The 12,204-nt window shown below is 37.3% G+C and carries 9 protein-coding genes; 2 read left to right on the top strand and 7 right to left on the bottom strand.

All coding sequences use genetic code 11. The features are described from left to right. Window positions 1-34: 34 nt before the first annotated feature. The 7 genes from CRO15_RS03390 to CRO15_RS03360 all read right to left on the bottom strand — a co-directional run bounded on the left by CRO15_RS03390 (window position 35) and on the right by CRO15_RS03360 (window position 9,452). On the bottom strand, window positions 35-2,155 hold the full coding sequence (locus CRO15_RS03390) for a bi-domain-containing oxidoreductase (RefSeq protein ID WP_097044365.1): 2,121 nt from the start codon (window positions 2,153-2,155) through the stop codon (window positions 35-37). A gap of 44 nt (window positions 2,156-2,199) precedes the next feature. Further along, window positions 2,200-2,718, bottom strand: a complete 519-nt coding sequence (locus CRO15_RS03385; protein WP_097044364.1) for a hypothetical protein — start codon at window positions 2,716-2,718, stop codon at window positions 2,200-2,202. Then, complete coding sequence (gene wecC / locus CRO15_RS03380) at window positions 2,718-3,932, bottom strand: UDP-N-acetyl-D-mannosamine dehydrogenase (protein ID WP_097044363.1); 1,215 nt, start codon at window positions 3,930-3,932, stop codon at window positions 2,718-2,720. The genes CRO15_RS03385 and wecC overlap by 1 nt, the downstream gene beginning before the upstream one ends. Window positions 3,933-4,338: 406 nt before the next feature. Then, on the bottom strand, window positions 4,339-5,343 hold the full coding sequence (locus CRO15_RS03375; RefSeq protein ID WP_097044362.1) for a hypothetical protein: 1,005 nt from the start codon (window positions 5,341-5,343) through the stop codon (window positions 4,339-4,341). A gap of 1 nt (window position 5,344) precedes the next feature. Further along, window positions 5,345-7,033, bottom strand: coding sequence for a DUF6909 family protein (locus CRO15_RS03370; protein WP_097044361.1), 1,689 nt, complete (start codon window positions 7,031-7,033; stop codon window positions 5,345-5,347). Between the two features lie 50 nt (window positions 7,034-7,083). After that, entirely contained in the window at window positions 7,084-8,583 is a 1,500-nt protein-coding gene (locus tag CRO15_RS03365; protein WP_097044360.1) for a GH3 auxin-responsive promoter family protein, read from the bottom strand. Further along, on the bottom strand, window positions 8,583-9,452 hold the full coding sequence (locus CRO15_RS03360) for a M23 family metallopeptidase (RefSeq protein ID WP_097044359.1): 870 nt from the start codon (window positions 9,450-9,452) through the stop codon (window positions 8,583-8,585). The genes CRO15_RS03365 and CRO15_RS03360 overlap by 1 nt, the downstream gene beginning before the upstream one ends. Window positions 9,453-9,621: 169 nt before the next feature. Between CRO15_RS03360 and CRO15_RS03355 the strand changes: the two genes are divergently transcribed. Together CRO15_RS03355 and CRO15_RS03350 are read left to right on the top strand one after the other, a co-directional pair. Continuing rightward, window positions 9,622-9,816, top strand: coding sequence for a Sec-independent protein translocase subunit TatA/TatB (locus CRO15_RS03355; protein WP_097044358.1), 195 nt, complete (start codon window positions 9,622-9,624; stop codon window positions 9,814-9,816). A 228-nt stretch (window positions 9,817-10,044) separates the two neighbouring features. Next, window positions 10,045-12,102: an OmpA family protein gene (locus CRO15_RS03350; RefSeq protein ID WP_097044357.1), complete on the top strand. Its 2,058-nt coding sequence runs from the start codon at window positions 10,045-10,047 to the stop codon at window positions 12,100-12,102. Window positions 12,103-12,204: the final 102 nt, after the last annotated feature.

Below are 12,204 nucleotides of genomic sequence, written 5' to 3'. Positions count from 1 at the left end.
CAGTTGTTTTTTACTTAAGGTACTTGTTTTAAGGTCAATTGTTTTGAATCATAAAGGTGGCTCTAGTAGTTTGGGCCATATCTTCCAAGGTAATTGCCCAATTTCCATTGGTAATGGCCTCATGCATATACAATAGCTCCTCATATTGCCCTTTTTCAGAAACTTTACTAGTTAGTTCTTTCACTTTTAATCCATATCCTGTCAATTTTTTAAAATCATCCATTATAATGGTCTTTCCGTCATAGTGTACCTCTAGGTTCTCTTTCTGATAGTTCTTGTTACCCACAGAAAAATACTGTAAGTTGCCTACTGACCCATCTTGATATTTTAAAACAATCGCTATATTGTCGTCTTTACGAACTTGGTCATTGGTTGGATTTATCTTGTCCACACTTATTGATACCAATGGAGCATTGGTTAGAAACGAAATCAAATCAATGAAATGGCAGACTTCTCCAACAACCCTTCCTCCATGTTCATGAATGGCATCACTAGCCGCTTTGAATCCTGCATTGATTCGGTAACTAACATACAAAGGATTGATTCGATTTTTGGTGTGCTCGTTTATTTCTTGAGCATGTTTACTAAATCTACGGTTAAAACCTGTAAGCAAAAACGGCTTTTTTGAATTGGAACCATCATTATAAAAAGTAACAATTTTATCCAGATCTTCTTGATTTGTAGCCAATGGCTTCTCAACAAACACATGTTTGCCCGCTTGCAAAGATTTTAGAACCAAGGCAGCGTGATCTTTATGCTGTGTGGTGATAAATACCAAATCAACCTCATCATCTGTCAATACATCGTAAATATTTGATGTTGCATATTTAGCACCAAAATGTGTGGCGACAGATTTTCCCTTGTGCCCAGTTCTGTTTACAACAGCATAAAGTGCATACTTATCCTTCATCCTCTCCATATTTGGGAGATGCATTGCAGTTGCAAAGCTTCCCGCGCCAACCAAAGCCACATTTAAAACTCCCTTTCTACTGCTGAATTCTGGGTTTACCGTAACTCTGGCAAAAGCTCCCTTATCCTCTTTTGGGCTATAACTCAGCAATACTATAATCGGTTTGTCAGGGCCCTGAAGTGAACCATATGCTTCCTCTGCTTGATCTATCGGAAAAACTTTATTAATCAGCAAATCAAGTTTTACTTTGCCCTCGCCAAGCTGTCTGAGATACTCCGCCATATTTCTATTCTCGGTCCATCGCACATAAGCATAGGGATAATCATGTCCTAAATCTTCATATTTGCGATCATATCTTCCGGGACCGTATGATGTGGATATTTTAAAATCCAATTCTTTTTGGTAAATGTCTTCACGTTTAATTTCCATTCCAGAAACACCTACCAATATTACACGACCCTTTTTTTTGCATGTCTTAAATGCATCAGAAAGCGGTTCGCTGCTTGGGGTGGCAGCGGTGAAAATAACTGCGTCAGTGCCATTGCCTCCTGTGAAATTTGTCACAGCTTTTACTAAATCATCCTTAGCCGGATTTACTACCATATCAGCTCCCAGTTCTTGGGCTATTTTTAAACGATTCTCATCAATATCGCTTACAATGGTCCGTACACCTGAATTTTTCAAGAATTGTAAAGTAAGTAATCCAAGTATTCCAGCTCCTACAACTACTCCATATTCACCCATTCTCAAATCTGCACGGCGAACTCCTTGCATAGCAATTCCACCCAGAGTAACCGTAGATGCTAATTTTAAATCAAGGCCTTTAGGAACCTCAATAACCAAATTTTGTGGCACTACAACATATTCAGCATGATTGGCAATACCTGCCCCGGCAGCAGCGACTTTATCTCCAACCTGAAAATTAGTTACACCATCGCCAACAGCAATGACAACGCCAGCATTGGAGTACCCGGTTGGTGTTCCGTATTTTACCTTTTGCTGTACTTTTGAAAATGCTTTGGCAATACCTTGTGCCTTGGCCAAATCGATCACTTTTTTTAAGTTATCCGGTTGTTTCATGGCCCGCATCAATAGATTTTCGCCGCTGTTGCCAACACTCTTTAGTTCAGTTCCTGCAGAAATGCAACTGTAGGAGACCTCAATTAAAACCTCACCTTTAGATAATATCGGAGAAGGAACTTCTTCCGCTAATACTTTCCCTTTTTTAATTATTGCCTGTAACATTGGTTATATTATTTTTTCTGTTGTGGGATACGGCCCCTTTTCGTTTAGAAATCAAAATTTAAATCAAGTATTGTCATTGTTCTACCAACTATTCCTGTTTCAGGTTTATACAAATAAATTTTTGTCTCATTAAATGTTTTAGGGACTAATGCAAAAATATCGCTGGCAACTACAATATTATCAGCCATTCTATTCAACACACATTTTGCTGCAATTGTTCTTGCCTTATTCTTTTGATATAACTTGTCGTTAAATTCCATTGGTTTTTTTGGATAAACCCTAAAAGCAATATTTAGAACCTCTATTTGCTCCATACACCCTGTGTCGCTAAAAAAATAAAAGATTTTATACTGGTGCTCATCAATTCGCTTCATCCCAATCTTATCAATTCGCAAATTATCTGTAAAAGAAAAACCATCAGTAAATATATAGTTGAGGTCTTCAGAAACATCCACTATTTGTGGAAGTGACAGTTTTAAAACTGTATTCTCCCTGGTTTTACTTTTACATCCAGATAAAATCCACAGGAAAATTATTCCGATAACTACTCCTTTTTTTATCATCATTTGATTATCCCACAGAAATCCAAAACGACCTTTTTGTCATTTTTCTTTATGGTCATAAATTCATTATGTGCTACTAGATAAACCAATATGTCAGCTTTTTGGGCAGCTTGTTTATAATCTGTCAACTTGAAAACTTTATGATCTTCAATGTTGGGCTCAACAATGAAATATTCTTCATCATTTGAGTTTTGAAGAACCTTTTGAACGATATATTTTGCCGGAGATTCTCTTAAATCATCAATGTTGGGTTTAAAAGCCAGTCCCATTAGGGCAATACTAGGCTTTCTTCCATGCTTTAACTGAAATTCCATTTTAGTGGATTTTATTTTCTCCGCACACCAAAAAGATTTATAGTTGTTAATTTCTCTAGCCGCTCCAATAATCTTTGACTCCAGTGGATAGTCTGCAACTATGAAATAGGGGTCCACCGCTATACAATGACCTCCAACTCCGCAACCTGGTTGCAGTATGTTTACTCTTGGATGCTTGTTCGCCAATTCAATGAGTTCCCAAACATTGATGTCAGCTTTATCACAAATCAAAGACAATTCATTGGCAAAGGCAATCTGCACATCTCTGGATGAATTTTCAACCAACTTGCACATCTCTGCTGTTCTAGCATTGGTCCTGTGGAGCTTTCCTTTTATGAACTGCGTATAGAATTCAACCGCTTTGTTTGTAGATGTTACATCTGTACCGCCGATTACCCGATCGTTATTTACCAATTCGTACATAATATTCCCTGGCAATACCCTTTCTGGGCAATACGCAATATAAATTTTGTTTTTAAGATCTGGCCTCTTTTCAAAAATCAGGCCCATCATACGTTCTGTAGTTCCTATTGGAGAAGTTGACTCAATTATATAAAGATCTCCCTCCTTAAGCAAAGGGATAATTGCTTCAGTGGCAGATTGCACAAATGAAATATCTGGTTCATTTTTATCCTTGAAAGGGGTAGGCACTACTATAAGATATGTATCTGCCTCCAAAGGAGTAGTGTCTGCTTTTAAATATCCTTCTCTAACTGCTGCTTCCACCGCTTCATCCAATTCTGGCTCTACAATATGTATTTTGCCGGCATTAATTGTTTCAACCACATTCGGATTAATATCAACACCATGTACGTGAATCTTGTTTTGTGCAACTAAAGCAGCGGTAGGCAGACCAATGTATCCTAACCCCAACATTACCACCTTTGGTTTGTTATTCATTACTAAGCTCAATAATATTATTTACTGTTATTTGCATATATTTTTTCATATGGATTGCGAAACTTGCTCATTTTTAGTCATTCATGTTTAGTCATCAGCGGTTTTGATGTTTCTGTTATTATCTCCCCTTTATCTGACCCTCAATCAGAACAGTTTCTGATTGGGTTTCATCAAATCTAAATCGTATTCTGGCTAAATTGTGAAAAGCTCCAATACTTGATTCAACATTTCCCTTACCAGTCCTGTAATTCATACTTTTATCTCGAAATGTTCCCGATACTTTAATAATTCTCTTATTAATGGGGCCGTTTTAATCGTCTCCGGTCTTATTCCAAAAACCATTAAGTTTTTTATCCTTAGAGACTAGACTATGTGCTGTTGTTATTTCTTTTTGTTTCAAAATAAATTATGTTGGTAACTCAGAGGCCTTCTTGTTAAGGTATCTAATGGCAGAAATGATAAAAAACAATAAAAACAAAACCAAAGGAATCAAAACAATGGACTTGCCAAAAAAGGATTTCTCAATTTCCTGTGGCTTGCCAAAATTCAAAATCTTTATGGTTTCCTTCATTTCTTCAAGGTCAATCTTTGCTTCGGCATTATTTTTTACTAAGCTCTTTTTCTGAGATAGCAGTGCTGGTATGTTAAGTCCTTGCTCACCCCCCAATAAAACGGTTCCATCCGCATCTACCCCATTAGATTTGTTTCCTAAGGCTTTTGTATAATTTGTAACCAGCTTGTCGATTTGATCAATCAAAATTTTGTTTTCCTTAATCTGTTCCTTTGCATTATTGGTATAAATATTCCCAAGCTCTTTAAATTGTGGGTTTGCATTGATATAGTCCATAATTATATGTGCAGCCTTCTCTCCCTCCAATGCATTTTTAAAATAAAAAGCAATCTTATGGTTTACAAAACTACTTGATAGGACTTCATTTTTAATAACTTGTTTGATGGGACCATCATTTTTTAAATCTCCAATATACTCAAGGTATTTTAAGTCTTCCTCAAGGTTAGACTTTCCGCCATTGTCCTTCATTGGCGCTATTTCTACCTCAAACTTTTTTAAGTCCTCTAAGTTTATTCCCAAACCACGGAAAAAAACTGTGTCCTTTCCTTTTAACTTTCCCTCTAGCTCCTGCACTGCTCCATACAAATAGTCCTTGCTTTCAAAGTTAGGTTTTACGATAACCTCTATTTTCTTCTTCTTTGTGGTAATCTTGTTTAGGCCATATCCAATACCGAAGCCAACAATTATTAGTCCCCCCAAGATCAGAGCATTTTTCTTTAGGTATAAGAATATCCTTAAGAAAACAATGCCAATCTTGTTGAATCCTCTTCCGATCATCTGAAACAACTGCCCCAAATCTATTTCATCCGATGTGTTCTGATTTACTGGTTGCTCTGCCATGTTATATGTTGAATATTTGTTTTAAAATCCTATCTGTAATCAAATATGTGGGTTTTACTCCTGTTGTGCCCAAACCTCCAGATGCCAATGTACTTCCTGTTTCCAATGGATTATCTGAAGCGTAATAAGCGTACCTTACTTTTACATCCTTTTTGGTGCTTTTCCTGATTTTTGATGCAGACTGAATCGCTTTTTGGTAATGTACTCCTTCCATTTCCAGCCCAATAACATTCCAGGTAGACTCATGGAAAAATTTCAATATGTCCCTATTCTGAAGCGATGTTCCCAAAACAGTAACCATAGTACCTTCCAAAACTTTCAATCCTTGGCCTTCAAAATCCGAAGCACATAACTCATTTGTAAAAGGATAATTATCGGCCGTTCCTTCAAAAATATGTGCTGAAGGTATCATCAAATCTCCTTTCCCTCCTTCCAAAATACCTGCTTTACCCATTATGGATATAGAATCTACATTCAAAAATTGTTTTTGACCATCTTCTTCAATAGGCTTTAGCAATTCATCTATGGTTTCATAGGCCTGTTCACCAAAGGCGTAGTCCATAACAAAGATAACTGGTTTTTCATCCTCAGAAATGTCTTTGGGAAGTGGATAACAGCAAGTGTCCTTTCCAAACTTGGCAGAATCAAAAATCTGAACATCAATGTTTGCGCCGGATGCATCATCTATAAAAATCATCCCGTTCTTCTCTCCAGCTGCTATTACTTTTTTTCGCAGTGTTTTATTTTTTGATGAGCTCAAAGCCTCGTAAATATCCAAGGATTTGGAATCTGGAAATTCCTTGGTCAGTACTTTTTTCGCAAACAAAGAATTCATAACACTGTGCATATTTGCACTAATAATATGAATGGGCCTATGTAATAATTGGTGTTTGCTAAGTGTTTGTTTTACTTTATTTGCCCATCGCTCTCCATGTATGTGGTGTCCCAATCTTTCTCGGAGTAATGGACTAAAGGTTATGGTGCGTTTGTTTCCTGTGGTCTCTTCTTCTATGGCCAGTTTGCCCAACCAATAGATAACATTTAAAAAACGATCAGGGTCTTCAGGCGTTTTAAGTTGATTAAGGATTTCAACAACTTCATCAAAAGTCCTTCCCAAAATATTGGCGGCATGAATCAAGGCTATTTCCCTTTCGGATTCTTCTTTTTCCGCACTTTGAACAAAAGCTTCCAATTTATCCCAATCACGGATGGTGGCTGCCCCATCCTCAACCAGCACACGTTTACATATTTTGCCCGATTCGATAAACAAGAAGGTGAGATGGGTAAGAATATCATAGATATCACTACGGCCACGAGTTATCTCAATATTCATTTGCTCATCATCAATACGATAACAATTCCTCCTTCGCTTAGGTGGAACTATGGCCTTTAAATGTGACTTGGAAAATCCTTCATCCGAAGTAAGATTGATAAACCTGCATTCTTCAATACCTTCAGGCAGACGTTCCAACACATAAATTAATCCGCTAAGTTCAGCTTTCTCCTCAGCTACAGAACCATAAATTTCTGGTCTTAATAATAAGAGTGCATTGCGCAGTGCATTCCCAGAAACTCCGGAGGGCTTATAAAAACCGCGGTTAAGTAGGTGTCGCATAGTAATGTACAACCGCTCAATGGCGTTGGTAGATTCTTGTGCCCGGGTAGTTTGTTTAACTTTGGTTGCCATCATACGTTCTGGCAAAAATACATGTTTTCCTACGAAAGAAGAACTGTTCCTTGTTATCTAATTTTAAAGGGAGTCAATCCTTCAGCAACTTTGCGGTCATTGGAAAGTCGCTGCACTTTGTTCTGTCCGCCAAGTTTTCCAATAGTCTTCATATAATCTTGAAATCCTCCTTGACGAATTTGACTAATTTTAAGTGGTTGAAGAATGTTGCCAGCAATCAAATCGAAATAATAGCTGTTTTGTTTTTGCATACTCATTTCCATAATACTGGAAAACTTCGTAAGGTCAGTTGGAGGTTTTTCAAACTCAATAAGCCATTCATGGTATGGGAGTTCCTCGTTTTCAGGTGAAGTTTGAGGCGCCACTGTAAACTCGTTCACAAGTGCATCTGTTTGTTGAATTGCAATTTTTATAGCCTCTTCTACCTCTTTGGCTATAACATGTTCCCCAAAAGCTGAGATAAAATGCTTTATTCTACCCGAGACCACTACACGATAGGGCTTCAGAGAAACAAACCGAACGGTATCCCCTACGTTATACCCCCATAATCCAGCATTTGTGGAAATAATCATGGCATAGTCTACACCAAGCACAACATCGGCTATAGCATATCGTTTGGGGTTTTCTTCAAAAAATTCATCCGCCTTTACAAATTCATAAAAAATTCCAGAATTTAAAAGTAATAGCATTCCTTCTTTGGTTTGAGAATCTTGATAGGCAAAAAAACCTTCACTTGCCGGGAAAAGTTCAATGCTGTCAACTTTTCTACCGATTAAACTCTCAAATTTGGCCCGGTATGGCTCATAGTTGACCCCTCCATAGATAAAAAGGTCGAAGTTTTTGAAAAGTTCACCAACTTTTTTGTTGGTTTTTGCGTTCAGCTTTTCAAAATACATCTGCACCCAAGATGGAATCCCTGCTATCACGGTCATGTTCTCATTTTCGGTTTCCTCTATGATTTTGTCAACTTTAGTTTCCCAATCTTCAATACAATTGGTTTTCCAACTAGGTAATCTATTCTTTTGTAGATAGTTTGGAACATAGTGAGCAGAAATTCCAGAAAGTCTACCATATTTTATGCCTCCTTTTTCTTCTAAAATCGGGCTTCCTTGAAGAAAAATCATCCTTCCATCCACAAAACCCGTGTTACCTGTTTCATGTATATAGGTCAAAATGGCATTCCTTGAGGCCTCAACTTGATGTTTGATGGATTCTTGGGTAATGGGAATAAATTTTGCCCCTGAGGTTGTCCCTGATGTCTTTGCAAAATATATGGGCTTTTCTGGCCACAAAACATTGCGCTCACCGGCTATAATTTTTTGAACGTAGTTTTTGAGTTCTTCATAATCCCTAATGGGCACATTTTTTATGAAGTCAGTGTGGTTTTCAATGTTGACAAAATTATGATCCCTGCCAAATTGGGTGTTTTTTGCTGTAGAAACAAGCTCCTCAAAGACCTTTTGTTGGGTAGTTATTGGATCATTTATCCATTTAGCAGTTTTTCTGACAATATTCTTGGCAAAAATTTTTGCTGCAAATGCTTTTAACGACATTATTTAAAATCAATGTAATTTAAAGGATTCACGGGTTTTCCGTTTTTCCAGAGCTCAAAATGTAAGTGTGGGCCGGTAGTAAGTTCACCTGTATTGCCAATGGATGCAATTACCTCACCCGCTTTTACCAATTCTCCTTGTGATTTGCTCAAAGAGCCATTATGCTTATATACCGAAGTGAGATCATCCTGGTGTTTTATAATGATAACGTAGCCCGTTGCTGAGGTCCATTCCGCAAAAAGTACGGTTCCATCCGCAATGGATTTTACGGGTGAATCCTTTGGCGCAACCACATCAACAGCAAAATGTTTGGTCTTGGGGTCAAAAGTTTGGGACAACGTTCCACTACAAGGAGAAAAAAGCAAAGCTCCAACATTCTCAACATTCCTTTCAAACAAATTGTACTTGTCTTCCAACTCTACCTCTTCCCGCAACAACAAATCCTCACGAATAGGTGTCAAATCCACTGTGGAAGGATCAAGTTTATATTTTTCAAAGAGCGAATCCCTATTTACTTCGTTGTTTTCAATATCTCCACGCAGTACCAATCTTACATTATCTAAATACCTATTGGTATAATTTAGAACTGTCACTAAAGAATCAGTTTTATAGGTCAACTCTGTGGCCTGCCTTTTTAATCGCGTAGAAGAATAGCCTGGTATGTATTCCCTTAAGGGAGTAAAAGCAATAAGAAGTGTTGTAAGGCCTATCAAAGCAATGATAAACAGTGTTCCGGTAACAAATACATTAAGCCTACTTAGCTTAAACGAAATCTTTTCTTCAAAGGTGTTTTCGTTCAAAATAACCAAGCGGTACTTATGCAACAGCTTACGCTTTATCTCTTTTCTCTTCTTCCTGTCCTTAGCCATAATGGACAAATATAACCTTAGATTTTCATTTTAGCTGTTAAGCTTTTTAAAATATAAGGGCTCTCAAAAATACTATCAAAAACAATTTCAAATACTAATTTTCGTTAATGGCATAGAGCATTACCGTTCTTTTTAGTAATTTTACCTTTCATTTAAAGGCGTTGATGTTATGATTGCTCAAACTTTTTTTCTTGGTCTAGTTGGTCCTTGGCAGATTGCACTTATCGTGGTGATAGTACTTTTACTTTTTGGAGGTAAAAAAATCCCAGAGCTTATGCGTGGTCTTGGCAGCGGAATCAAAGAATTTAAAGATGCTTCAAAAGAAGACGAAAAACTAGAAAGCGGCAAAGAGTCAGACTCTTAATTCTATTTTTTTATACTGATTTTTCCTACTTGTCGAATCCTTGTATTTAAAGGGTTTGTCGATGAAGAACCACATTTTTGTTGCATACACGCCATAAATTCCCCCTTTCACAACAAAAAGTTATAAACGCTACTGCCTTATTCTATTTTAGCGTTTGAAACTTATGCTAAGTATTTGCTTGGCATGCAAATTGATCACCTGACGCTCATTTGTGCTGACGAAGTGATTATGAAGAAACTGATTCTACTTATATTTTTAATCCTTGCACCTGGACTTAGATCTCAGGAGGTATCCCTATTGCAGTTTGAAGACAAAGAGCTGGCAACAACCCTCCAAGATACCCCTGTGTCAACAGAGCAATTCGTTTATTCAAAAAAAATAGAAAGTCTGAACAAGAGGGAATTGACCAAGTTCATGCGAAAAAAAGGCATCACTGAAAAACTGATAAAAAAAGCAGATGAGTATTTTGATAAAATGTGGTATGCCGAAGCAGCCAAGATTTATGACGTTGTACTAGAAAAGAGTGAGGCCAAGCACACATTTAATCTTCTTTCAAATGCAGGGGATTCCCATTACTACAGTGGTAATCTAGAAAGGTCATATAAATGGTACCATGAGCTTTATGAAACTTTTAAAGACCAAATAACGGAAGAAAAATTCTTCAAATATGCCCATAGTTTAAAAGGAACTGGACGATACAGAAGAGCAGCCAAACTTACTAAGCTATTTCGACAAAAAAGAAACCAACCACTTCAAGAGCTCGCAAAAGACAATACGGCCTCCAGTACTCCAACTTTGGTTGAAATCAAGAATATGGCGATAAACTCAAAATATTCTGACTTTTCTCCTATGTTCCACAATGAATCTGAGGTTGTTTTTGCATCCGCACATGATTCATCATTTCTTACTACGCGTAGATACAGATGGAACAACCAACCTTTTTTAGATCTATATGTGGCCAAAGCAGATAATGAGGAAGGTGATTTAACTAGTGCCAAAAAATTCTCAAAGGAAATCAACACAAAATATCATGAAGCCTCAGTGGCGTTCTCTCCAGATCAAAAAACCATATATTTTACCCGGAACAATTATGGGAAAAAACTAAAACGAGGGAAAAATGGAATCAATCACCTTAAAATATACCAGTCTAAGTTAATTGATGGTGAGTGGACCAAGGCAGTGGAAGTTTCATTTAATAGTGAAGATTATTCCACCGGGCACCCCTCGGTTAGTCCGGATGGCAAAAAATTATATTTTGTTTCAGACAGGCCCGGCGGATATGGCTCAACCGATGTTTATATGGTTGATATTTTGGAAAATGGCAGTTTTTCCAAACCCAAAAATTTGGGAAGAACGGTAAACACCGATAAAAAAGAAATGTTTCCATATATAACCGAGAATGCCTTGTACTTCTCTTCAAATAGGAACATGGGTATGGGTGGTCTGGATATTTATAAATCAGATTATGTGGATGATCTTTTCAGCGTTGGAATCAATTTAGGCGAACCTATTAATAGTAATAGGGACGATTTCTCCTATATCATTGACGAAAAAGGTGAAAAAGGCTATTTCGCTTCCAATAGAAAAGGAGGAAAGGGAGATGATGATATTTATTCCTTTAAACATCTTCTAAACCTTAATGCAATTTCAGGGGATATAGAAGACGAGGTTACCGGTGAGGCCATTGTTGATGCCAATATAGTTTTGTTTGATAAGGACAATGTCCGTGTTGCAGAGACCAGAACGGAAGAGGATGGTGGTTTCATCTTTAAAAACCTTAAACCACTAACCAAATACACGGTAAAAACTGTGAAGAAAGGTTACTTTGAGAAAAGTGAAACAATCACGACCAAAAACAACATAAACGTAACTCTTGCCCAATCCCTAAAACCACTTGAAGAGATTATTGTGGAAGAAAAAGGTATCCTAACATTGGAGACAGAAACTATTTATTTTGATTTTGACAGGTTCAATATTAAACAACAAGCAGCAACAGAACTTGATAAACTTGTAGCAGTAATGAACGAATACCCGGATATGGTCATCAAAATTGAATCCCATACCGACGCCATTGGTAAAAAGGCATATAACAAATACCTTTCAGATAAGCGTGCCAAATCCACTCGGGATTACATTATATCAAAAGGTATTGATGCCTCAAGAATTGAAAGCGCCATGGGTTATGGAGAAGAGCGGTTGCTGAATGATTGCACGGACAGGAAAAGATGCCCTAGAAACAAGCATCAGGAAAATAGGCGTTCGGAATTCATTATTGTAGAAATGTAGCTTTTAAACCAACCTATACGTAAAGCCTCAATATTCAATTGGGGCTTTTTTATTACCTTTTTTTACAAAAGTTGCATTATGTCGACAGCTTTCTCCGATATC

The sequence above is a fragment of the Flagellimonas pacifica genome, from assembly GCF_900215465.1.
Lineage (GTDB): Bacteria > Bacteroidota > Bacteroidia > Flavobacteriales > Flavobacteriaceae > Flagellimonas > Flagellimonas pacifica.
The sequence above is the reverse complement of the archived record's forward strand: the minus strand, read 5'-3'. Positions and strand labels throughout refer to the sequence as shown.

Bases quoted from the DNA above. Each gene is read 5' to 3' on its own strand.
- CRO15_RS03390 (WP_097044365.1), bottom strand. From the start codon at position 2,155: ATGTTACAGGCAATAATTAAAAAAGGGAAAGTATTAGCGGAAGAAGTT.
- CRO15_RS03385 (WP_097044364.1), bottom strand. From the start codon at position 2,718: ATGATAAAAAAAGGAGTAGTTATCGGAATAATTTTCCTGTGGATTTTA.
- wecC (WP_097044363.1), bottom strand. From the start codon at position 3,932: ATGAATAACAAACCAAAGGTGGTAATGTTGGGGTTAGGATACATTGGT.
- CRO15_RS03375 (WP_097044362.1), bottom strand. From the start codon at position 5,343: ATGGCAGAGCAACCAGTAAATCAGAACACATCGGATGAAATAGATTTG.
- CRO15_RS03370 (WP_097044361.1), bottom strand. From the start codon at position 7,033: ATGATGGCAACCAAAGTTAAACAAACTACCCGGGCACAAGAATCTACC.
- CRO15_RS03365 (WP_097044360.1), bottom strand. From the start codon at position 8,583: ATGTCGTTAAAAGCATTTGCAGCAAAAATTTTTGCCAAGAATATTGTC.
- CRO15_RS03360 (WP_097044359.1), bottom strand. From the start codon at position 9,452: ATGGCTAAGGACAGGAAGAAGAGAAAAGAGATAAAGCGTAAGCTGTTG.
- CRO15_RS03355 (WP_097044358.1), top strand. From the start codon at position 9,622: ATGATTGCTCAAACTTTTTTTCTTGGTCTAGTTGGTCCTTGGCAGATT.
- CRO15_RS03350 (WP_097044357.1), top strand. From the start codon at position 10,045: ATGAAGAAACTGATTCTACTTATATTTTTAATCCTTGCACCTGGACTT.